Annotated in this window: 17 protein-coding genes; 13 read left to right on the top strand and 4 right to left on the bottom strand. The window is 57.6% G+C overall.

The window, feature by feature from the left end:
- The first annotated feature begins 45 nt into the window (after nucleotides 1-45).
- The 9 genes from BN2475_RS04060 to BN2475_RS04020 all read left to right on the top strand — a co-directional run bounded on the left by BN2475_RS04060 (nucleotide 46) and on the right by BN2475_RS04020 (nucleotide 14,032).
- Nucleotides 46-972 (top strand): hypothetical protein, encoded by a 927-nt coding sequence (locus tag BN2475_RS04060; RefSeq protein ID WP_143325726.1) that lies wholly within the window; start codon nucleotides 46-48, stop codon nucleotides 970-972.
- Nucleotides 973-1,818: a hypothetical protein gene (locus BN2475_RS04055; protein ID WP_094778301.1), complete on the top strand. Its 846-nt coding sequence runs from the start codon at nucleotides 973-975 to the stop codon at nucleotides 1,816-1,818.
- A gap of 59 nt (nucleotides 1,819-1,877) precedes the next feature.
- Entirely contained in the window at nucleotides 1,878-3,785 is a 1,908-nt protein-coding gene (locus BN2475_RS04050; RefSeq protein WP_094778300.1) for a GmrSD restriction endonuclease domain-containing protein, read from the top strand.
- A gap of 803 nt (nucleotides 3,786-4,588) precedes the next feature.
- Nucleotides 4,589-4,795 (top strand): hypothetical protein, encoded by a 207-nt coding sequence (locus tag BN2475_RS04045; protein ID WP_094778299.1) that lies wholly within the window; start codon nucleotides 4,589-4,591, stop codon nucleotides 4,793-4,795.
- Nucleotides 4,792-6,795, top strand: coding sequence for an anti-phage ZorAB system protein ZorA (zorA, locus tag BN2475_RS04040; RefSeq protein ID WP_094778298.1), 2,004 nt, complete (start codon nucleotides 4,792-4,794; stop codon nucleotides 6,793-6,795). Before BN2475_RS04045 ends, zorA begins: the two co-directional genes overlap by 4 nt.
- 1 nt (nucleotide 6,796) lies before the next feature.
- Nucleotides 6,797-7,501 carry a flagellar motor protein MotB gene (locus tag BN2475_RS04035; RefSeq protein WP_094778297.1) on the top strand — a complete coding sequence of 235 codons (705 nt, stop codon included), beginning with the start codon at nucleotides 6,797-6,799 and terminating at the stop codon, nucleotides 7,499-7,501.
- Complete coding sequence (locus tag BN2475_RS04030) at nucleotides 7,495-9,219, top strand: EH signature domain-containing protein (RefSeq protein ID WP_094778296.1); 1,725 nt, start codon at nucleotides 7,495-7,497, stop codon at nucleotides 9,217-9,219. Before BN2475_RS04035 ends, BN2475_RS04030 begins: the two co-directional genes overlap by 7 nt.
- A complete protein-coding gene (locus tag BN2475_RS04025; protein ID WP_094778295.1) occupies nucleotides 9,219-13,076 on the top strand; it encodes an SNF2-related protein in 3,858 nt (1,285 codons plus the stop codon). The genes BN2475_RS04030 and BN2475_RS04025 overlap by 1 nt, the downstream gene beginning before the upstream one ends.
- Nucleotides 13,077-13,237: 161 nt before the next feature.
- Nucleotides 13,238-14,032, top strand: a complete 795-nt coding sequence (locus BN2475_RS04020; RefSeq protein WP_094778294.1) for an FRG domain-containing protein — start codon at nucleotides 13,238-13,240, stop codon at nucleotides 14,030-14,032.
- Between the two features lie 82 nt (nucleotides 14,033-14,114).
- Here the strand turns inward: BN2475_RS04020 and BN2475_RS04015 are convergent, their stop codons facing one another.
- Entirely contained in the window at nucleotides 14,115-15,476 is a 1,362-nt protein-coding gene (locus BN2475_RS04015) for a tyrosine-type recombinase/integrase (RefSeq protein ID WP_094778293.1), read from the bottom strand.
- A 352-nt stretch (nucleotides 15,477-15,828) separates the two neighbouring features.
- Here BN2475_RS04015 and BN2475_RS33400 point away from each other — a divergent pair, with 352 nt between their 5' ends.
- Together BN2475_RS33400 and BN2475_RS04010 are read left to right on the top strand one after the other, a co-directional pair.
- Entirely contained in the window at nucleotides 15,829-16,008 is a 180-nt protein-coding gene (locus BN2475_RS33400; RefSeq protein WP_143325725.1) for a hypothetical protein, read from the top strand.
- Between the two features lie 476 nt (nucleotides 16,009-16,484).
- Nucleotides 16,485-17,609: a methyltransferase gene (locus BN2475_RS04010; protein WP_094778292.1), complete on the top strand. Its 1,125-nt coding sequence runs from the start codon at nucleotides 16,485-16,487 to the stop codon at nucleotides 17,607-17,609.
- Between the two features lie 111 nt (nucleotides 17,610-17,720).
- Here the strand turns inward: BN2475_RS04010 and BN2475_RS04005 are convergent, their stop codons facing one another.
- Nucleotides 17,721-19,010 (bottom strand): TIGR03862 family flavoprotein, encoded by a 1,290-nt coding sequence (locus BN2475_RS04005; protein WP_094778291.1) that lies wholly within the window; start codon nucleotides 19,008-19,010, stop codon nucleotides 17,721-17,723.
- Between the two features lie 414 nt (nucleotides 19,011-19,424).
- On the opposite strand from BN2475_RS04005, the gene BN2475_RS04000 reads away from it, so the two are divergent.
- Entirely contained in the window at nucleotides 19,425-19,634 is a 210-nt protein-coding gene (locus BN2475_RS04000; RefSeq protein WP_094778397.1) for a DUF1059 domain-containing protein, read from the top strand.
- A gap of 148 nt (nucleotides 19,635-19,782) precedes the next feature.
- Here BN2475_RS04000 and BN2475_RS03995 read toward each other — a convergent pair whose 3' ends face one another.
- Nucleotides 19,783-20,103: a type II toxin-antitoxin system HicA family toxin gene (locus BN2475_RS03995; RefSeq protein WP_094778290.1), complete on the bottom strand. Its 321-nt coding sequence runs from the start codon at nucleotides 20,101-20,103 to the stop codon at nucleotides 19,783-19,785.
- Nucleotides 20,104-20,491: 388 nt separating this feature from the next.
- On the opposite strand from BN2475_RS03995, the gene BN2475_RS03990 reads away from it, so the two are divergent.
- Nucleotides 20,492-21,334 (top strand): class I SAM-dependent methyltransferase, encoded by an 843-nt coding sequence (locus BN2475_RS03990; protein ID WP_094778289.1) that lies wholly within the window; start codon nucleotides 20,492-20,494, stop codon nucleotides 21,332-21,334.
- Nucleotides 21,335-21,451: 117 nt separating this feature from the next.
- Here BN2475_RS03990 and BN2475_RS03985 read toward each other — a convergent pair whose 3' ends face one another.
- Entirely contained in the window at nucleotides 21,452-22,006 is a 555-nt protein-coding gene (locus BN2475_RS03985; RefSeq protein WP_094778288.1) for a DUF1415 domain-containing protein, read from the bottom strand.
- Nucleotides 22,007-22,160: the final 154 nt, after the last annotated feature.

The raw sequence follows: 22,160 nt of genomic DNA, 5'->3' as shown, positions 1-22,160 counted from the left end.
GGAACAGTATAGACAAGGTCATTCTTTGCCCGGACTCGTTTCAACATGCAGCCAGTACGTTTTCCTCGCTATTTGCATCAACGTCAAGCGACCAAGCCTCAAGAGACCACGAAGCCGGTGGTTACCTGGGTTGCCATTGCAACGGTATTCATCAGCAGCCTTGCCTTGTTGGGCACGCTTTTCTATTGGACCCAAAAGAATGCTGGACGTGCCTATCGGGAGGCGTACCTCGAGATGTTTGGATTTCGTTCGGACGCGCTTCCATGGAATACCGACGACCTCGCACTGTTGGGCTATGTCGCTCAAGCGGATGTAATCGTGAAAATGCTATTTGCATTTTCTGCCTTAACCTTATTTGCGGTGGTCGTGATGCTCGCGGCCAACTGGGCACGTCAGTACTTTTCCAAAATCAGGGAGAGAGAAGACGTTAAGTCGGAGCGAGACAAAAGGGATAGCATCGTAACTTCAGAGGTCGTCGTTTGTTGGGCGATTGTCGTGGCCCTTGTAGTTCTGGGATACTCCGTTGTCGTTCCCTTGGTGCTTTTTCAGCAAGCGAGAGCCGAGGGATGTCATGACGCGGAGCAGCAGATGAGCGCCATTCGGACCTTGAATCTGGCTGCCCTCAGGGAATATCGACTCAACTTTGTTGAGATTACTCGCGAAAAGGCGGAGACGGTCTCGGGTGCCGCAATTTCATGTACAGAAAAATTCTGCGCCCTTTACTCGCCTGATGGTCCCATTCATGCACGCATAGTGCCACTCTCTGATGTAAAAATGTGGTCGAAGCTGGAGTGGGAGGATGTGCTCGCTCGTAGGCAAACCGAAGCAAGTGAAAACAGCAAGACGGGCGCGGAGCGAGCGGCGAGACCGTCGACCCAACCCACTTCGGGACTTCAACGTGCACAGGACGGGGCGCGCGGCACGCGCCCCGTTTCGTCTCACGCGCCCGACCAGAGAGGGAGTCAGGTTTAAATGGCGGATGAATCTACTTTTGCAGCCAACACAGGCATGACTAAAGACATCAAAATTAAGGAGCACCATCTCGTCAAGGCTGCTGACAGACACCTCCGCAGCTACTTTCAGTCAATAGGTACTGCGTACTCGTCATGCCTCCCCGCCAACGCCGAGCAGAACTTCTTTGACCTCGGTCAACACTGCGCTGATTTGGTTAGTTGCGTCGGCGATTGGCAGACACTGTTGCTCGAGTTCAAGGTCCGTCATGAAGGAATTCTGCCGTCATTTGACAGCGCGCAGCACGCGGGACTCGTCGTTCTGAACAACTTCGGCATTCCCGTCGAGTATTGTTTCAATAAGTCCGTGCCGCTCCCCAAGGCTTCGGATGAAGCATTTTTAGGCAATCTCTTGGTTTGCGAGGCGTTACCCTTGCCTAACGAGACGCCGGCTCTGACTCATCCGACGTTGCTGCAACGGATAAGTAGTATGGGAAGTGGCGTACCGCCTTCGCTCAGCCCCTTAGCTATTTGCGACAGTGCGCTGTACGAAGAAGAACGCATGGGCCAGTTGAACACCGCGCGGCTCCTCATCCTAGCCGATGGTACCGCAACGCATCTCGGCCTTGCGGAGGGCACGACTTTGGTCGAGATGCTTCTTGCAGACAAGCGGTGGGCCAAAGAGAAGAATCTCGCCCGCTTGCAGCGAGACATTGAAGGATTATTGAAATCGAGGGACAAGCTGCTTCAGGAACTAACCACCGCCGGGTGGGGCTCCGTACAGTCGCCTCGAGCCGCACTCCCGGGCAAGCTTGGGGAGCCGAGTGGCAGTGAAAAATCGTCCAATAACAGATTTAGCCCCTTCTAAGAATGAACTTCTGCGACAGTGGTGAGATGTTTTCGATACTAATGGAAGACTAATCGACAATGGCAAGGTCCACATTTCAAACCAATCCGATAGACCTCCGAGAGCTTCTCGACGATTGTCACCGGGGTGCCCTTCAACTTCCTGATTTCCAGCGTAGCTGGGTATGGGATGAAGACCGCATCAAGAGCCTAATCGCGTCAATCTCGCGCGCATTCCCCGTTGGCGCGCTGATGACGCTTGAGACCGGAGGCGAAGTCGAATTCAAACCGCGCCCTGTTGAAGGTGCACCGAGTGACGCACGGGCAGTCCGACCACGCTCTTTGCTCCTCGACGGCCAGCAGCGGATGACGTCGCTCTATCAGGTAACGCTTCGCGGTAAGGTCGTGGAGACCGTCACTCCGAAGAACAAGAAGGTCAAACGCTGGTTTTACATCGATATAAGGAAGGCGCTTGACCCGTCTTGTGACCGGGAAGACGCAATCATCGGCGTCCCGGAGGACAGGGTCATCCGTGCAGATTTTGGTCGCTCCGAAGTTCTTGACCTCGCAACTCCGGAGCGCGAGTATGACGCGCTCATGTATCCCGTATCGCAAGTGTTTGACTGGGACTCGTGGCAGGATGGCTTTCACGAACATTGGCGCGGAGACGCACACACCGAAATCCGCCAACTCTTCCGTACGTTCAAGCAGACAATCCTCGATAACTTTAAACAGTATCGGGTGCCGGTCATCGCTCTCGACCGTTCGACTTCCAAGGAGGCCGTATGCGTCGTGTTCGAAAAGGTGAACACCGGCGGCAAGCCACTTGATGCCTTTGAGCTGGTAACTGCGATGTATGCGGCAGAGGGACATGAACTCCGCAAAGACTGGTACGGTAACGAGAATGTCAGGGGACGCCAGAGCCGGTTCGCAGAAACATTGCGGCCTGCGGGCGCAACCTCCGGCATCATCGCCGATGTGACGAACACAGACTTCTTGCAGGCAATCTCGCTATTTCATACTCGCGAGAAACGACGGGAAGCGGAGCGGTCCGGAAAATCCGGAAGAGACCTGCCGGCCGTTACCGGCAACCGGCAGGCGCTCTTGAGCCTGCCACTCAGTGCCTACAAGAAGTATGAGGCACAGGTTGAGACCGGCTTTGTACACGCAGCAAAGTTCCTGCACATGCTGCACATCTACCGCGTGTTCGACCTTCCCTATCAGTCACAAATCGTCCCGCTAGCGGCGATTCTCGCCGACATCGGGAACGCTTGGGAACATGACACCACCCGCGCAAAACTGGTGCGGTGGTACTGGAATGGAGTGTTCGGCGAGCTCTATGGTTCGGCAGCCGATTCGCGTTTTTCTCGGGACTTCCTGGAGGTCCCGGCGTGGCTCAACGGCGGACCGGAACCGACGACGGTAAGCGAAACCATTTTCCGCGCCGACCGATTGAAAACGATGCGAATGCGTCTGTCAGCCGCATACAAAGGGGTAAATGCCCTGTTGATGAAGAGGGGTGCACAGGACTTTCGCTCGGGTCAGGAATTCGACCATATTGTGTTCTTCGGCGAAAACGTCGACATTCACCACATTTTCCCTCAGGACTGGTGCAAGTCGCACAACATCAAACCCGCCGTGTTCGATTCGATTATCAATAAGACGCCATTGTCCTATCGAACCAACCGGATTATCGGTGGAGTCGCACCGTCGGAGTATCTCGCGAAGCTTGAATCAGGAAACGCAACGTCGCCATCAATTGAGCGTGGGCGGCTAGACGAGCATCTCCGCTCACATTTCATAAATCCAGAGCTGCTTCGCGCCGACGCCTTCGAAGCCTTTATGACTGACAGGCAAGGCAGACTTTTGGCATTGATTGAAGAAGCGATGGGCAAACCAGCTTACTCGGGAGAAATTCGCGAAGAAGGTGAAGACTACGAGTCAGACCAAGCAACCGTGGAGGCTGATTTGACTATGGCCGCTGTCTGAGACTCGTTGCGACAAAGCGTGGGCAAGACTAAATAAGCTTGCCCGCGTCCTCAGCCGACACTTGTCAACGCAGTGGCGGGAAGCAGGCGAGCACTCGCGCTTAGGCCCCGAACTCGGCGGGGAAGAGGGAGCGGTTGCACTGGCAATCGAGACCGTCGAGCAGCGGTGGTTCAATTCAACTTCTGAGCTCATTGCGGAACGCAATCGTCTACTCTCTAGATTGCGTCTCGTATCGCATGGCCGAAAGCTTGCATCGGGAAACCTCCCTTCCGAGTAGGTAGGTCCGCTCCGGTCAACGGCCACCCAGCAGGGAAATTCGCCGAACGGCACCTCTCCGAGACAAAGTCAACTCGGCCCGCTTCAAGCTTGCGTCATGCCTTGAGTTTGTCTGTGCGATAGCACACTGTTCGTAGCCGTCTGCACTAGTTGCAATTGACCTCATTCTTTGACGACCTTCGAGCGTCGCTGGCGTCCGAGTCAGGTGGCGGTGACAGACGCGCCAATTCTCGGCCTGCATCTACGCGTTTTGCATGAAAATCGTCTGAACGGCAGCTTCAACGTTTGCGACGGGCGACGCGACCATTCTTTCGAAGATTATGTCCGGTCCGACGTCTCGATAAGAAGGATATTTGAAGTGGCAAAGGCGTCTTGGCAAATAAAGAAAGGTAACCGTTAGTGTTGGCTGCCATTGAGTTTCCTTGTTCGCAACGGCTCCCGTTAGCTTGGTTGGTTGGGCCTCATTGCATCGTTGCATAGGGTCGGCTGCCGATGTATTGTGAAGCGCAATACACTACGAATACGCTATGGGACCAGAAAAAAATATTGGCCTGACTTTCCGTGTCACGCCAAGAACAAAGCGCATGCTCGAAGCTGCCGCGACTCACGAACGGAGAAGCTTGACCAATATGTTCGAAATCCTCGTCGAGGATTATTGTCGCCGACAGGGCATTGGAGCAGAAGATTGTGTCAACTCGAACGAAGATAAAAGCATGGGAACGGGGGCTGCATGAATGCTATTGCTGGGGTGCTGGGGACAATTTATCCTTCGCTCGGGACTTTGCACGGATTTCCGCTTTATATTTTCCTGACGGTGATTGTCCTGACCGGCGCATTTTTGCTTGGGTACCTCGTCCAGGGAACGAGGGTTTGGCTGCAGCTTCGGTCTGTGGTCCGAGCCATTCAATCACACTCGAGCGATAGGGCTCCTCCTCAACCGGCGGACGTCGGACGAGCCTTTAAATGGGAACCGCTCAAGCATCTGTGGGAGGAGTACGCGGACACTCTTCACGAATTGCGGAAGGCCGGCTCTGGCGAAGCCATGCTGGCTGAGGTGCGCGCCACGGTTCCTGCAGACACGATGTTCACGCGGGAGGCGCTGGTCGACAGTAGGCTGTTCGACGACTTCACGCGTCACCTCCCCGGCGTGCTCACTGGACTGGGTATCATTGGAACGTTCTCCGGGCTCCTTAGCGGGCTGAGCAAGTTCAAACCCACCCCAATTGAGACCGCAGTCAACGGTCTGGGTCCATTGCTGTTGGGGGTCCAGCATGCTTTTATTGCCTCAGGCTTCGCCATTGCCTGCGCGATGGGTGTCGTCTTTATCAGTCGTCTCGTATTGGCGTACTTCTATCGACTCGTCGAAGAGCTGACTCGAGGTATCGATAGCCTGTATGCCACCGGCGCTGGCGAAGAATACCTTGCACGCCTCGTCAAGTCGTCGGAGCAAAACTCCGCGAGCACTGCTCAATTGAAAGACGCGCTTGTTGAGGACCTCAGCAAGATGATGACGAACTTGGTCGATAGGCAAATTGCTGCCCAGGAGGCCTCGGTCGCTGCTCTTGGTCAGCGCATTGGCGAGAGTATTTCTGCAGCGATTGCCGAACCTATGAAACGCGTGGGCGAAGTGATGGAATTGACCAGCAAAGGAAACGGTGAGCAGGTCAACTCGATGCTTGAGACGCTGCTGACCGGCTTCATGGCGAAGCTGGAAGATGCGTTCGGCGGCCAGATGCGAGGCATCAACGACCAGATGCAACGGTCCGTCGACGCCATGGCTTCAGTTCAGTCTTCGCTGCAGGGCCTGCTGGCCGATATAAAGCAGACCAACGAACAGGCCGCGAGCGCGATGAGCGGCACCCTGGAAGAGGCGATGAAGAAGGCCGCTGATAACCAGCAGCTCCTCACCGACCAAATGCGTGAATTCGTTCAGGATTTCCGTCGCCTAGTGACCGAGGAGCAGAACAAGTCCAAGGAGGCAATGAACGAAGCCGTAATGAAGATACTCGGAGAGGTCACTGCTGCGATGGAAAATTTGGAGGGCTTACGCAAGGCAGCGGCCGTCGATGAAGCCGGGCGTGCGGACAAGCTTGCGAACCAAACCACCCAGCTCGTGGGAGGACTGACGAACCAGGTGGAGTCGCTTCTTGGCGCGGTTTCCGAACAAGTATCAAAGACCCAAAAGAATATTGAGGTTTTCGGCCAAGTGTCGCTGCGCGCCATTGACGGCATGAACCAAGGCGCGTTGACCATGGGCACGGCGGCTCAGCGATTTGAGACCGCAGGAAACGCGGTCAACACAGTCTTCGAGCGCTCATCCAAGGTCGTCGAAACACTGGTTACCGCCTCGTCGGCCTTACAAGCGGCATCCACTGCGGTTCAGCGAGGGTTTGAACAATATGACTCCACACGCAAGACCGTAGAAGGGCACGTTGCGGCGCTCACTGCCCTAATCGAGTCCGCAAAGAAAGAAGCCGGTGTGTCCCGGCAACTCGTTGCGAGCATCAAGGAAAGCGCCGAGGCCATGCGCGAGTCGGAAGCCGAGAGTCGTGCGCATCTGGAGAATGTCAATTCCGCCCTTGTTAAAGCGTTCGCCGAATTTGGGAATCAACTCGTTAGTCAGGTTAAGTCCACCATTGCTGAGACAGACCGACATCTGGCGAATGGTACCGGCCATCTCAACGGGGTTGTGCAAGAACTCGCCAGCGCAGTTCAACGCATGAAGAGGGCGTGAGATGTTATCTAGCATTGTCCTCAAGCGAGGAGCCAAGCATGAAGGCGAGAGTCCTTTCTGGATTTCGTTCTCCGACCTCATGTCGGCGCTTATGGTCCTGTTCCTGGTCGTGATGGCAGTCACGTTGGTGGCGGTCACTCAGAGCATTGATGCGGCGACTCGCGCGAACATTGAACGAAGCGCGGCGATTAGCAAGATTATGGCTATGATTGCAGATGACCCCAAGAGTGCCGGCGTCGGCGTTGACCAACAAAACTATCGTATTGACCTCGGCAAGGAAGTTCGTTTCGACAGTGGTAGTTACACCATTAGCGTGCCTGCTGCTCAGTTCCTACGAAGCTATCTCCCCGTGCTCTTGAAGGCCAAAGATACCCCGGAGGGGCAGCGCTGGATGCGCGACGTTGTGGTCGAGGGTTTCACTGACGAGGATGGAACGTACCTGTACAACCTGCAGTTGAGTTTGGACCGGAGTCGCAGTGTGGTCTGCTCGCTTTTCCAAAACGCCCACGGGAGCGACGCGCTTTCGCCCGAACAGCTCCACAAGGTTCAGGAACTCTTCCTTGTTGGTGGTTATTCGTTCAACTCCATCAAAAAGGACAAGTCAGAGAGCCGGCGTGTCGAATTTAAAATCGACTTCTGGGGGCTTGATGAAAATAGGCCAGCGCCGAACGACGTACTGAACGGCAAGGAGTTTGGTAAATGCTAGCCGTCGAAGCTTTGGAAGTCCTCAGTCGCAAATTGGGCGTCGCCATCGGGGCCATGGGCTTGCATGCGGGCGAATTCGGCAAGCCGGAGTTAGTAGAGAAACCGGTTCGAGAAGCCGAGCGCATCTTTCAGGGATATTCCAAAGCGACGCCTAGCGGAGAAGATGCATATGACGCTGCGAGAGCTTTTCTGCGCGGCAAGGAGCTAGACCCCTGGCAGCGCGAATTTGTCGCTTCAGCGCTCGCGACCCCTATCCGCGAGCAGAACGGCAGGATGGTCCTTGGGGCCAGGCGGTTTCCGGCGCTTCTTGCAGAGTACGAGAAGGAAGCAAAACGTGGCGACCTTTGGCGCTTGACCTGGTATGGACTGCTCTATTCGTACTTTCAGTTCGACCCAGTTATCTCCAAGGACGAGGTCACGCACAATGGTTGGGAAGCTCTTCGGTCTTTCCTGGAACAATCCTGGCCACTTATCGACCGCCAGGCGGGCGAAGCCCTTGTGCCCGAGTGGGTAAAAGTCCTGCGAAAGGAATCTTCTGTCCTGACTCGCACGCCGGTAGAGAGATATACCGCTGCCTATCTAAGAGGGGATACAGCGGCGGTAGAGCAACTTTCTGCTGACTTAGGTATCCCGTCGTCTAGCTGGTTCTGGCACGCTCTGGTGCTTGGCGTTGTGAAGCGTGCGAGTGAAATCAAAGATGATGCAAGGTTCCGACAGCAAATTCCATTGCTGCTGCGTCTAATCGAGAGCAAGCCAGCTTTCCGGGATGACGCGCTGGAAGCAATATTGATTCGGTATGAAGCGAGTAAGGAGGCACCCCAAGATGAGCGTCTGCGGGACTACGTGTGCCAGCCATCAGTGTGGAAGAATCCCAAAAACAGGGACGAAGGTCTTGCGCCAGCATGGAATCGCGTCCCGGACGAGGTGTGGCGCATGGTGCTCAGCTGGGTCAACGAGCAAAACCTAAAGGATTTCTTTGACATTCTTGCCGCGCGAAATAACGCAGATGAGGGCCGTCTGGCGTTCTGGTCGAGCTATCTGAAGCAAATTACCTGGACTCGGCTCATTTTTGGAGCCGAAACGATGATGCTCAGGCACCGAAATCCGGAGGTTCGCGCTCTCATTGCCCGCGAGGAAGGCGCTTATGCCCAGTTGACCGCAAAGAGAGAGGTCGATGCCTTCATGATGCAGATTGGTTCCTACGTCATCGTTGAGTTCAGTAAAAAACCCAACGCCTGCTATGTCTACAATGTTGGTTCGCTGCCGTTTGGGCGCTACGACAAGTACTACCACGGTGGGACGTCGGACCTAAGCACGGGCTTTCACCAAAGCTGCCCGGCCCGCATCGTGCATACCCCGGGCTGGCAGAAGCGAGCGGATATGGAGCTCAGAGACCTCGGTATTCGGCCGGACAATCCCAGCGCCCACCGAGAGCTATCGACGGGCGCTACTCAACCGGCGTCCATATCGAAGCGCTGGAGCGGTGCCCCTGCGAATCATCGCGATGGAATCCAGCAAGGACCTGATTTGGCTGTGCTTCGAGCCCTGCTTAAGCGCTTCGGCGGCGCTTCGATTGACGATAGACGCAAATCGGAGACGAGTGGGGGGCGACTTTGGGTCGAGGACCCAATGCAGCGAATGCTCCTAGCGCGGGAGCTCAAGGCAATGGGCTTCAAGTGGGCGAATAGCAGGCAAGCCTGGTACTTTCCGGAGTCTTGATGGGCTTCTTCGATTTTTTTAAAAGAGTTGCAGCACAGAAGTCGGATGAGCCGACCCTGAAAACTACGTGGACCGCTGAAGGCGTTCGTGTCGAGTTTGCTCGGCATTTGCCGGAGTCGACTGCGGAAGGCCTGCTGGAAGCTATTCACGAAGCGGGTCCCGAGGACACCGTACTCGGGGCCTATGTTGCGCAGCTTGCCGCAGAAGCGAGATGTCAGCTCGACAGCAAGGGGGCTTTGATTCGCTGGCAGAACGTGTATGAATTGCAGGGTACGGCGGAACACGTAAGCGCACTTCGACTCTTGGCATTACCGCCGCTGGGGCAGATGCGGCCAATTCTGGATTGTTCGGGGTCGTTGTCGGAACCGGAATTTCAGCTCGCGGTTACGGGTTGGACGGATGGAGTTCAAGAGGTCCAGCCTGAGCGACTGGATGGCGCAATCGCCACAGTCAATGGTGAAGCACAAATGCTCACGGCAGCGGCATGGGCAACGCTGAGCGAGATTGCGCGCTTTGGAATGCGCGGACAGGACGAGAAAAGACAACACTTTCAAGAACTCGCGTGGGGGCGGATTCGCCACTTTGCAGACCAGGCAGGCGCTTTATACGCGAGCCGATTCCTCGAAACGACGTATGTTCTGACTCCCGAGACGCTCCGGCTTCCTCTTTCAAGGACAGAGACCCCATTCGGTCGAGTGCTTACAGTCTGCCCAACATTTGACGGCGCGCCCGATGGTTGGTTGAACGCCTTCGACGGTTTCAATTCGGTCCAGCCGCACTATAACCTCACTCGGGGCTCCGGTCGCGTTCGAGTTGTTATCTCGGAACCGGTCCGCAAGGTGCTTGACATCATCAAGCGGGAAATGCCCGGTCGCAAGGTTGCCGGGTCCAAAGCTGAAAAATTCGTGCACAACCCTTTCGCCTTCCTTGGTGAGAGCGCCTATGACGTTCTCCGTGAGGATGAGTTTGAAATAGACCGCGCAGCGGCGGGGCCTGTGGCAGCTGTTTTCAGTCTTGTCGGGCGGTTCAATAGCGGCAGGATAACTAAGGTAGAGCTCCTTGTTACAGAACACTACGGGGGCGGTGGCGCAAAGACTGACATTGAGGCATTTAGCGCACCGGAGCCGCTCGAGGACTTCCTGAAAAAACTGAAACATGCGCTCGAGCAGGAGCGAGAGTTCTTTCCCTGGAACGAATTCGACCTAACCTTGGATGCCGACTCGACGTTGCAACTCGAGCAAGGCTTACAGCTTTCTCATCTTTGGCGGACACAGCCCGACGAACGCATCGACTTTGACGATATCTACGAGCTCGACGGATATAGTGGTCGAATCGAAGGTATTGGGGCCGCAAAGCCCATCTACGTCCCGGTGTTTCAGAGGGACAAGAACGAAGGAGAAGAGGGCAGCGGATGGCTGCCGTCGGACCTCATCCCCATGGTAAAGGTCACGCTTCAAGGCCATGAGGGCCAGGTTCTTGTCCCTCTAACGAAAGAGTGGGCACTCGAGTTTGATAAGCAGGTGCGAGAGGCTGAGGTTAGTGGACAGGCGGAGATAAAGAACGCCAGCCTGCCCACGGCCATCGCGACGCCGCAAGCGCGAACGCTCGCCGATAGCTTCTTAAGTATGATGGGCGCGCAAGAGCGTGTTAAGGGTGAGAACGCCAGCCGCCCGAAGGAAACGAAGAAAGCGCAACAAACGCTGCTGGTTAAAACGAACTTCCATGGTGTCGACTATTTCGAGGAACGGCGTGCGTCTTTGGCGCTGCCGGAAGGCCGGAAGCCACACCTGCCGCGATGCCTGCGCCCTGGAATCGAGCTGAAGAAGCATCAGTTGCACGGGGTCGCCTGGTTTCAGCATCTCGTGTCGAAGGCACCAACCGAATGTCGTGGGGCCCTGCTGGCGGACGATATGGGGCTCGGTAAGACACTACAACTGCTGTCTCTTTTGGGTTGGTACTACGAAGCCAACCCAGATGCGGCTCCTTCAGTCATTCTTGCGCCCAAAAGCCTTCTCGACAATTGGGCGAATGAGGCGAAAAAATTCTTCACCCCGTCATTCCCGGAACTGCTGGTTCTCTATGGTGAGGAACTGATATCTCGCAAACAGCCGGTTGCACTCATCGATAATCGACTGCAGGAAAAGGGTATTGTCGAATTGCTCAGGCCGAGCTGGGTGGGCATGGCAAAGGTCGTTATAACTACATACGAAGTGCTGACATCCTACGAGTTTTCGTTCGCAAAGCAGGCGTTCGCATTTGTTATCTGCGACGAAGCGCAGCGCATCAAGACTCCTGGAACGCTGGTTACCTTGGCGGTCAAAAAATTGAAGGCTGAGTTTCGCATCGCGTGCACTGGAACGCCGGTCGAAAATTCGTTAGCGGACCTGTGGTGTCTCTTCGACTTTGTGCAACCCGGATTGTTGGGTGCCCTTGAGGAGTTTGGCAGGACCTACCGACGTCCCATCGAGTGTAATACGGAAGAGCTCAAACTCGTGCTGAAGCGCTTGCAGGATGCCATCGCACCTCAGACACTGCGCCGTACGAAAGCTGACATCGCTGCTGAGCTTCCTAAGAAGTATTTCGCCGCCAAGAAACTTGACCAAAACACGCTAGAATTTAAGGCGCGCTTGGAAGAGGACGAACGGCTCGAAATCGCCATTACTGAGCATCAGCGCATCCTTTACAAGGGTGGCCTCAAGAAACTTCAGGATGCCGCGAAGGAGTCGAACGGTCGCAAGCGGGCGCAGCTCTCGTTCGGGGCATTACATTTAATGAAGGCAGTTTGCGCTGAGCCGTACTGCTTGCCCGGGACGAAATTTCTGGTCGATAAGTCCGGGCGCGAGTCTCATCTGGGCAACTCGCCGAAGTTACGCTGGTTGCTGGAACGCCTGGCCGAGGTTAAGTTGGCACAGGAAAAAGCCATTGTATTCACGGAACTACGTGAGACCCAAGCTGCGCTCTACTACTTTCTGAAAGAGACCTTTGGAATCCGCCCGTTCATAATTAACGGGGACTCTCAGGGGAGACAAGGCAACATCGACAAATTCTCCGCAAAACTAGGCTTCGACGTCATTATCTTGTCCACCTTGGCTGCTGGCGCAGGTCTAAATGTCACGGCGGCGAACCATGTCTTTCACTTCACGCGCGCGTGGAATCCATCTAAGGAGTCCCAGGCGACTGACCGGGCATTTCGCATCGGACAAGAACGAGACGTTTTCGTCTACTGCCCGACGGTAATCGCGGACGATTTCAATACGTTCGAGGTTCGTTTGGACCAACTGCTTAAGCGTAAGGCTAGATTGGCAGGCACTACGCTGGACGATGGTGGCCTCACCGCAATGCTAAATGGAACTGGCAAGGACGCCGCCTTTTCAGAACTAGTGGGCGACGGCGACGGCGGTGAGGAGCTTCCGAAACGCTACCTAACCCTGGACGACGTCGACCGCATGGACGGCGATGGTTTTGAGGCGTTTTGTTGCCTCCTGTGGGGCAAGCAGGGTTTTCAGGCTAGCGTTACGCCCAAGCGGGGCGGGGACGGCGGTATCGATGTAGTTGCGCTCAAAGGACGTGAGGGAGCGCTTCTACAGTGTAAAAGCTCGAGGTCCGCTGATATTGGTTGGGACGCAATCAAGGAGGTCACTGCTGGCGCAGCAAAGTATCAGGCTCGATATACCGGAACACGCTTTAGACGGCTTGCCGTCACGAACCAGCATTTCACAAGTGGTGCCATTGCGCAGGCGGAAGCAAACCACGTCGAACTCGTCACTAGGTCGAAACTCGAGGAGCTTCTTGGCCAGCACCCGCTGAGCAATATTGAATTTGATGAGGCTCTGCAGGATTGGTTCCACGCGGCATGAACGGCATTTTGGTTGGGGTATTCCGACAGGTGACTATCGGGAATTGACGAAGAGGCCGTGACAAATCCCTTCGCTGCTGGGCCGCTAACGTTGGGCTATCCTGCGCTTGTCTCGCTGCGCAACATGCTGAACGCAAGAGTGTCGTCTAGGAGGAACCTGATATGGGAAAACCAACGGCGGGCATTCGGTCCGATATGGGAAAACCGGGGACACGCAGTCGGACCACTGTTGACGAGAAAAACGTTTCAAGTCTCCATCAATATATCGAACTCGTAAATAGGGAGACCGATAGCGACGCAATGCCACCCAGCCTCTTCCGTGGTCAACGACAGGACTTCCCCCTGTTGCCGAAGCTTGCGCGACTCTACAACGAGAAGCGTTTGAAGGGCCGCTTTCGCGAGGTTGAAGAAGCGATGGTGCGAGAGTTTGCCCGACAGGCGGGTGTATACATAGCGCAGGAACAGACTCCATGGGACTGGCTCGCCATCGCACAGCATCATGGGATGGCAACGCGTCTGCTGGACTGGACCGAGAACCCTTTGCTGGCATTGTGGTTCGCCGTTCAGAGGGAGTCAGAGAAGGGGCAGCCCGGCGTCGTATGGATATTCAATCCGACCACTGACGACTACGTGGACCCTGCTTCAAGCGCGTCGCCGTTCGCATTGGGCCGAACAAAGGTGCTGCAACCGCGACATTCCAATATGCGATTGCGAGTGCAGTCCGGGCGATTTACGGTACACCACTTCCGCGAGCAGGACGGGCGTTTCATTCCCCTAGAGAAGCACAGGCGTTATGGAGGCCAGCTTAAGAAGGTCTTGATAGACGGCGGTTCATTTGTGCAGATACGATGTGACCTCGACCGATGCGGCGTGAACGCGGGAACGATGTTTCCGGACCTGGGGGGCTTGGCACAGCACGTCGAATGGCAGTTTTCTCTGCTGGATGACGAGCGGTAGTGGCTTGGGCCTCACTTCGCGTACGCGAGGGTGCCATATGACAAACCTGTGGGCACCGCATCAAAAAGTTACCCTGAGCGCATCAGGCTTGCACACCGAACAGACGAGCGAGCGCCGCGTGTGCCTTTTGAGCTTCCTCAGCGGTGCGCTCGGCCGCCGGGTCCGGTGGAAGCTCGATTCCTGCCTCGTTCAAGACCCAATCTTCCACGCGCTGGAGCCACATCCGGAGCATGCTGATTGGGCGAACGGTATAGTGCCTTTCCGCGATGGCACTCGGCGCATGCCCCATGATTTGGGCGACAACGCCTGCGGGGCACTCTATCCACTCGGAATTGGTCTTGAAAGTCCGGCGCAGTCCGTGCGTTGAGACATGCGGGAGTCCGGCCGCTTTCGTCGCGGCATTGATTGCGTACCGAGCCTCCATCAGGTGTCCACTTTCAGAGTTGGACGCAAACACAAATTCGCTTACCTGCGGTAGAGCACTCAGGAGCAAGGCCACGTAGTTTGTCAGCGGAATAGTTCGCGTGCCGATTGCCGGGTTCTTGTCATGCAGCTTCACCGTTTTCCACTTGAAGTCGATGTCCCCCCAGCGAAGTGCTGCCATTTCCTGTCTTCGACTGCCTGTAAGCAGTGTCGCCTGTATGTAGGCGCTCATCGTCTGACTGGGCCCCGCGCGCACGGCCGTGAGAAAGGGCTTCAGTTGCTCGCGTTGCAGGCAGTCGGACCGGGCCTTCGTTTGAGGTACCGCTTGCCTCACCGTTCTCGAGGCAAATAGACGCGGGTTTAGCAGCCCGGCGTACTCGGGCTGGTCCTCGCACCAGTTGGCGAAGGTCCTGAAGAGGCGGAACGCAATCGCGACGGCGCTTGGGCGGCGTGCACTTTCGCTCTCTAACCAGTTGGTCAACTCGGCCGGCGTAAGGCTCGACAACGTTCTGATATAGAAGACGGCAAGCGGACCCGCGACCCTGAATCCCTCTCCCTGTTTCTTGGGTTCCCCCTCGAGTCGCATCGCGTTTTCATGGGCTTCGCGGTGATGAGCGCCGGCATACTTCTTGACGCGTCTCTCGTAGTAATCCTCCCACGCCTGCCCGACCGTGACACCCGCGCGGCGCGCGACTGCAGCCTTGGCATCCGCCTGCCTTTGACGCTCCTTTTCGACCTCGCGCGGGTCTTTGCCAAGGTCGGTGAGGCGGCGCAACTCATGGGCGCGCTTCCGCGCCTCTTCTAGGGGCCAGTTTGATATGTTCCCGATTGTTGTCCGAATCGGGCTTTTTTGGCTATCAGTGCGGGCTTCAAAGATGTACGTCCGCGCGCCGCCGGCACTGACACGCAATCCAAGTCCCGGCGCTTCGGAGTCGTAGTAGAACGAGGATTTGTGTCCCGGTTTGCAGGGCCGGGATTGGACCTCTTTGGCTGTGAATTTAATACGGTTGACGGTCGGCATGTCTGCCTCCTCGTGCAGCGAATAGTCACTGCGTAGACATAGAGTAGGTCAATCAAGCAATGCTGGGGAACACCATTACGGCCCTCCGCAGGGAGCCCGGGGGGTCTGAGGCCTGTGATACGGGGCCTTGGGCATCACAATCAACGTACCGGAAAAAAACGGAACACATGACGAAGTATCACTTGTAATCATGAGGTGGCGGGTTCGAGTCCTGCAGCCGCACCAGTAGTACGAAACGGGGTTTCTGTTCAGTCAGAAACCCCGTTTTTTATTTCGGGTTCGTGAACTGTCGCCCAATCGATCGCAAGTGTGCGAGGGCGATCAAATCGCTGGCGAAAAAGGAGTTGCGGACGTGTGGGAATCCGCAACTGAAGCTTTTGTTTTGACCGATGCGCTGCCCATGCAGGCCTGTCGCACCGCTGTCGATCTCTCAGGTTCTTTTTGCGCAGCCGTTTTGCTCCCCGGCGACTATACGCAGCCGATATCTATCGGCTCGCCGGAAACCCTGTTAAAACTTGATCTGGTGCAATAAACAAGTGAAAAAAATCAAGTCAATCGCTTTTTTAATCATTTCGCATATTTTATCGACTAGGGCTGTCGCTTCGGACAGGCACGGATGGGTTTTTGACGTCGCGCCGATCCCCGATTCCATTCAGCGAGCGTTCGGCCCTACGACTGTGGCCTGACTAGCATGAGCGCGAACTTCACCGCCAGCACATTCGCATATGCCGCTACGTTGCGGCTTGGCGCAGTTGAGGATCGCATCGGTGAAGCCGAAGGTGGCCCAAAACCACCATATCTCTTTCACCTTGTCGATAATGGACTTTCTAGTCTACGTTTTCCGGAGCATCCATTTCAAGCACACTCTGTCGAATAGCGCCCCGCTAATCCGCGCGACGGCGGTACTATTCGGGCGTCAGTCGGCATCGCTATCAAAGTACTCCGGCGGGCATTCCCGACGACGCAACGTCTCATCGCGTCACGCCCGCAACACCGATCCCCCTCATCATGACCAGCCCTGCAACCATTACCTGGCCCGAAGCCGACGGCCCGCGCACCGCACGTTGGCGCTCCGAAGCGGCGGTGCCGCCACCCAGGCGCGTTATCGTCGCGGATGACCGCACCACCGCCGATTCGGCCTACCGACTCGCCTGCGAAGGAACGGCGCTGCTCTGGAATGGCGACTTTCAGAACGCTCGTCAATTGCTGCAGGCGGTCACGCGCCGGCTCGAGCGCAAACCGCGCAAGCAGGGTCAAACGCCGATCGACGCGTTCAACCTGCATCGGCAGGCGCAGTCGCAGCGTGCGCGCACGCTCGGCATGATCCTGATCCCGCTTGACGCCAACTACGTCATTCCGCTGCGTCGCGCGCCCGATGTGCAGCAGGCCTGTATCGAAACCTACGGACCCTCCGCCGACGAAGCGTCGGTCGTGTCGTTGCGCGAACTGCTCGGGATGATCGGCGCGCACGAGTGGCGCAAGAAGGGTGTCGAGATTCCCGCACTAGGCGAGCGGATTCATCCGCACTACGGGGTGTTTTCGCCGGTGCGCGGCGAATACGTCGATCTCGTCGCGCGCGCGCCGCTGCCGTCGCTGAACGAGGCGTTCGATATCGGCACCGGCACGGGTGTGTTGGCCGCGCTGCTCGCCAAACGGGGTGTGAAGAAAATCATCGCCACCGATCAGGACCCGCGAGCGCTGGCGTGCGCACGTGAGAACCTGACGCGGCTCGGCTTCGACCAGCAGGTCGAACTCATGCAGGCGGATCTGTTTCCGCAGGGCCGTGCGCCGCTCGTCGTCTGCAATCCGCCGTGGGTGCCAGCAAGGCCCGCGTCGCCGGTCGAATACGCGGTCTACGATCCGGAAAGCCGCATGCTGCTCCGCTTCCTGAACGGGCTTGCGGAGCATCTGTCGCCGGGCGGGGAGGGCTGGCTCATCATGTCGGACTTCGCAGAGCATCTTGGCTTGCGCACGCGCGAGTGGCTGCTCGCCGCGATCGACAAAGCGGGGCTGACCGTCGCAGGGCGCGACGACATTCGTCCGCGCCATCCGAAGTCGACGGACGAAACCGACCCACTGCATACCGCGCGTGTCGCTGAAGTGACGTCGTTGTGGCGTCTCAAGGCGCGCTGACGGGCGGGCCGATGAATTGCGTTGCGACGAGGCTTGGCTGCAACGCAATTGCGAGTCTGGGAGGCCGGACGGCAGAACAGCAGAACAGCAGAACAGCAGAACGCCGGCGCGTCACGCCGATCCGCGACGCGCCTCCAGATACGCCGACGCGCCCCGACCAGCCACCAGCCCACTGGCAAAACAGGCGGTGAGCAGGTAACCGCCGGTCGGCGCTTCCCAGTCGAGCATTTCCCCCGCGCAAAACGCGCCGGGCAGTTGCTCGATCATCAGTCGCTCGTCGAGCGCTTCGAACGGTATGCCCCCTGCGGTACTGATCGCTTCCGCAATAGGCCGGGCTCGCGTGAGCCGTATCGGCAGCGCCTTGATGGCCTGCGCGACGCGGTGCGCATCGGTGAACGCTTCCTTCGACAGAATCTCGTGCAGCAAAGCCACTTTTACGCCGCCAATCCCGATTCTGCTGTGCAAATGACTCGACATCGAACGTGAGCCGCGCGGCCGGGTGACTTCGGCGACGACACGCTCGAGCGCCAAGCCTGGCGCAAGATCCAGCGCGATCGTCACGTCGCCGTCCGCCAGAATCCGCTCGCGCATCGCCGCCGACAGTGCGTAAATCAGACTTCCTTCGAGGCCAGTTTCCGTCAGAAGTATTTCACCTTGTCGATTGTGGACTTTTTCGTCTATATCGGTGAGCGTAATGGCGACCGGCTTGACGGGTTGGCCCGCGAAACGCTCGCGCAGATAGGGACTCCAGTCCGCGTCGAAGCCGCAGTTCGCGGGCCGCAACGGCGTCACCGGGACGCGGCGCGAGGTCATCAGCGGCACCCAGGCGGCATCCGATCCGAGGCGCGGCCAGCTTGCGCCGCCAAGCGCGAATATGACGGCGTCGCAAATCACGGTGCGTTCGCCGTCGGGCGTCGCAAACCGCAGCGTATGGGTGGCGCCCCGACGGGCCGGGTCGGCGTTCGCTGCATCGGTGTCCCAACCGCACCACTTGTGGCGCATGTGAAAATGCACGCCCGCTTCTCGCAGTCGATGCAGCCACGCTCGCAGCATGGGCGCGGCTTTCATATCGGCGGGGAAAACACGCCCGGAACTACCGACGAAGGTCTCGATGCCGAGCCCTCGCAACCAGGCGCGCAACGCGTCGGGTCCGAACGCATCCAGCAGCGGCGCGATCTGTGCGCGACGCGCGCCATAGCGACTGAGAAACGGTTCGAGCGGTTCGGAATGCGTGATGTTCATGCCGCCTTTGCCCGCCATCAGGAACTTGCGGCCGACCGACGGCATGGCGTCGTAGACGTTCACCTGGATGTCGCGCTGGGTCAGCGCTTCCGCTGCCATCAAGCCGGCAGGGCCGCCGCCTATCACGGCGACGCGGACGGAATCGAAGGAGGAGGGCATGCGGGCTTGCGGATCAGCGGAAGAGTGACGGCACACCGGCCTGGATCGAAGGCAATCAGGCGGTGCGAAGGGCGCTATTTTCACACCGCGCGCAGCGCAGGGCAAACGCGCGGGCGAGACGACAGGCCGAAAAAGACTCGGCTTGGTCGTTTCACGTGCCGTCTGACGTGCGTTCGCCGCTTTGTTATTCAACTGCGCGAACTATACTTTTCAAACACCTTCCATCGGACGCCGTTCGCGTCTTTCTCGCGTTAAACCAGCACACCGCCTTTTCGCGGCCCCACACGGCCCATGCTGCGAGCGCAGCGGCGCAGTCGTTGTCGCCGTGCCGCAACCAGTGACGCGGTTCGCGGATTCGCTCATCTGCGTCCGCTGTTGGCGTGGAGGTTGATCGTCTGGATCAAGGAGACTGCCATGACCCGCAAATACATCGACTGTCGCGAATTTCCGAGCGAAATGAATTGCACCGTCGCCATGTCCGCCGACAGCGAAAGCGAATTGCTAGAGGCCGCCGTCCAGCATGCGGTCACCGTCCACAAACATGCGGATTCCCCGGAACTGCGTTCGCAACTCAAGACGCTGTTTCATGAAGGCACGCCGCCGGTCGAAGCACCGCGCGCGTAAGTAATCGTCACTGCGAGTCACTGCGAGTCACTGCGAGTCACTGCGAGTCACTGCGCGTCACTGCGAGCGGAAAGGGCCGCGCGGCCCGCGCGAGCGGCGCAACGCCGCCCGCGGGTTGCGGCGTGGTCGCGTGACGGGCGTGGCTGTCCTAACCGGGATAAGCCTCGTCCACCTTTAGCCCGGCGAGCTTGAAGATGACCCGCAGCGTTTGTGGCTTGATGTCGCGTCGCGATGCAAGCGTCGTCATCACGAAATCGAGCACCTTGGCGTACTTCAACATGGTCAGGCACGTTTCCATGTCGACATTGCCGTCGCGCATGACTTCCGCAAGCCGGAGCATTTCAGTGGAGATGTCGCGCGCCATCTCCAGTTCCAGCTGTTGCTTCTCCGACCAGACCGGCGTCGTGGTGAGCTTAGCCAGCATTTCCTGAAACTTCTGTTCGACGTTTCCGTTGGGTACCGTATCCATTGCCGCCTCTTCTGTCATCCGAGCGCGCAGCCGTTTGAGATCCCGGCGCGCTGCTGGTTACGTAACGTTCGGCCCATGTTGCTGGGGCCGTCCTCCCCACATGCGTTCGGTGAGCGTGACCGGTACTACGGCCGGCAGCTTCCTGTTCTTGGTGGCGACAGGGCTTGCGCCGTTGGTAGAGTCGGTGCGCAAGCTGTTTTCAGCCGCTTCCGAAAACGTCCTGTCCGATGGTTTTGCGGGCAGGAAGCGTCCCAGTCGACGGCCATTCTTGTATGGTTCGGCTGACTCCCTCGGTCAGTAAGCCGCACTTTGGGTAAACTGGCAGCAACTTTTTCCTTTTTCCGTCACCTGTCGCACGTTCGCGGTGCAATCGGTGGCCGTCCACACGATGTCCAGCCAAACCCACGAAATCCGCCCAAACCAGTCCGTCGAGTTGTTGAAGGAACTGCATATCCTCACGCGCGACGGCAAGATGAATCAGGACAGCCGCCGCAAGCTGAAACAGGTCTACCATCTGTTCCAGTTCATCGAGCCGTTGCTGAGAGACCTCAAGGACACGCAGGGCGACGTGACACTCGTCGACCACGGCGCCGGCAAGTCGTATCTAGGTTTTATTCTCTACGATCTTTTCTTCAAAGAGTTTCAGGGCGCCGCAGGTGGGGCTTCGCACATATACGGCATTGAAACCCGCGAGGAACTCGTTACGAAGTCCGAACAATTGGCAGCCCGGCTGGGGTTCACGGGGATGTCATTTTTGAACCTGTCGGTGGCGGAGTCGATTACTTCGGCGCGCTTGCCTGCACAGGTCGACATCGTCACGGCGCTGCATGCGTGCAATACCGCCACTGACGACGCGATTCGCTTTGCGCTCGAGAAGCGGGCGAAATACATCGTCGTGGTGCCGTGCTGTCAGGCCGAGGTGGCCGGCGTGCTGCGGCAGAACAAGGGCAAATCGCTCGGCAATGCGTTGACGGAGATCTGGCGACATCCGTTGCACACGCGCGAATTCGGCAGTCAGATCACCAATGTGCTGCGCTGCCTGCAGCTCGAGGCGCATGGGTATCAGGTCAGCGTGACCGAACTGGTCGGATGGGAGCATTCGATGAAGAATGAACTCATCATCGCGCAATACAAGGATCTGCCGAGGCGCAGGCCGGCCGAACGGCTCAACGAGGTGATGCAGACGCTCGGCATCGAGGAACTGAAAGAGCGGTTCTTTGTTACTGGCTGATTTTTTGTCTTTCGCGGCGGCGAACTTCTGCTACCGAACGCAGCCGCGCTGGCGGGGCTACCAGCGGGCCGCCAGCGGGGGCTACCAGCGCGGCCATCACACTCGCCGCCACCAGCATCACCGCTTCATCAGCTCGTTCCAGCCGGCCAGGCCGATCCGCCGCAGGGTGGCCTGATTACGCTCGTAAATATCCTCAGCGTCGGGAAACGCCTGAACAGCACGCTCGATGCTGTCCTCGCGCAGCAAATGCAGAATCGGATACGGGGCGCGGTTCGTGTAATTCTCGATGTCGTCAGGCTCGCTGCCTTCGAACTGATAGAACGGATGGAAGCTCGCGATCTGAACGATCCCTTCGAGCCGCAGCTGCTTGACGAGCCGTTCGGCAAAAAACACACAGCCGTTGAAGTCGAGAAAATCGCCGAGCGCGTGCGGCAAAATCAGCAGCGTGGTGTCGACCTCGTCGGGATCGGCGGCGACCAGCGTCTGAAGCTCGGCTTCGAGATCGGTCAACACGGCTTCCATGTCCACGGCGTCGCTGACGGCGTAGCGGATCTGTCCCTTCACGTGCACAGCCTTCGCAAACGGACACAAATTAAGTCCGATCACGGCCTCGGTCAGCCAGTGACGAGTAGCGGCAACGACGGCTTCATGGGATTCGGCAGGCGACGACATGGCAAGCAGGGCGGCGAATAAAACCGCCATTTTAACGGCGCGGGCTGACCGCGCTTTGCGGCGCAAACAGTGTCGCGGCGAATGCAAACCATGGCATCTACTGCGCGCAAACAATGCCGATCTACGCCCGCCGCAAACGGCGGTGCGCAAAAGC

It is taken from the genome of Paraburkholderia ribeironis, from assembly GCF_900019265.1.
GTDB lineage: Bacteria > Pseudomonadota > Gammaproteobacteria > Burkholderiales > Burkholderiaceae > Paraburkholderia > Paraburkholderia ribeironis.
The sequence above is the reverse complement of the archived record's forward strand: the minus strand, read 5'-3'. Positions and strand labels throughout refer to the sequence as shown.

Excerpts from the sequence above, each read along its gene's own strand:
- BN2475_RS04045 (WP_094778299.1), top strand. The coding sequence starts at position 4,589 with ATGGGACCAGAAAAAAATATTGGCCTGACTTTCCGTGTCACGCCAAGA.
- BN2475_RS04010 (WP_094778292.1), top strand. The coding sequence starts at position 16,485 with ATGACCAGCCCTGCAACCATTACCTGGCCCGAAGCCGACGGCCCGCGC.
- BN2475_RS03985 (WP_094778288.1), bottom strand. The coding sequence starts at position 22,006 with ATGTCGTCGCCTGCCGAATCCCATGAAGCCGTCGTTGCCGCTACTCGT.
- zorA (WP_094778298.1), top strand. The coding sequence starts at position 4,792 with ATGAATGCTATTGCTGGGGTGCTGGGGACAATTTATCCTTCGCTCGGG.
- BN2475_RS04060 (WP_143325726.1), top strand. The coding sequence starts at position 46 with ATGCAGCCAGTACGTTTTCCTCGCTATTTGCATCAACGTCAAGCGACC.
- BN2475_RS04055 (WP_094778301.1), top strand. The coding sequence starts at position 973 with ATGGCGGATGAATCTACTTTTGCAGCCAACACAGGCATGACTAAAGAC.
- BN2475_RS04035 (WP_094778297.1), top strand. The coding sequence starts at position 6,797 with ATGTTATCTAGCATTGTCCTCAAGCGAGGAGCCAAGCATGAAGGCGAG.
- BN2475_RS04005 (WP_094778291.1), bottom strand. The coding sequence starts at position 19,010 with ATGCCCTCCTCCTTCGATTCCGTCCGCGTCGCCGTGATAGGCGGCGGC.
- BN2475_RS04020 (WP_094778294.1), top strand. The coding sequence starts at position 13,238 with ATGGGAAAACCAACGGCGGGCATTCGGTCCGATATGGGAAAACCGGGG.
- BN2475_RS04030 (WP_094778296.1), top strand. The coding sequence starts at position 7,495 with ATGCTAGCCGTCGAAGCTTTGGAAGTCCTCAGTCGCAAATTGGGCGTC.
- BN2475_RS03990 (WP_094778289.1), top strand. The coding sequence starts at position 20,492 with ATGTCCAGCCAAACCCACGAAATCCGCCCAAACCAGTCCGTCGAGTTG.
- BN2475_RS04050 (WP_094778300.1), top strand. The coding sequence starts at position 1,878 with ATGGCAAGGTCCACATTTCAAACCAATCCGATAGACCTCCGAGAGCTT.
- BN2475_RS04025 (WP_094778295.1), top strand. The coding sequence starts at position 9,219 with ATGGGCTTCTTCGATTTTTTTAAAAGAGTTGCAGCACAGAAGTCGGAT.
- BN2475_RS03995 (WP_094778290.1), bottom strand. The coding sequence starts at position 20,103 with ATGGATACGGTACCCAACGGAAACGTCGAACAGAAGTTTCAGGAAATG.
- BN2475_RS04000 (WP_094778397.1), top strand. The coding sequence starts at position 19,425 with ATGACCCGCAAATACATCGACTGTCGCGAATTTCCGAGCGAAATGAAT.
- BN2475_RS04015 (WP_094778293.1), bottom strand. The coding sequence starts at position 15,476 with ATGCCGACCGTCAACCGTATTAAATTCACAGCCAAAGAGGTCCAATCC.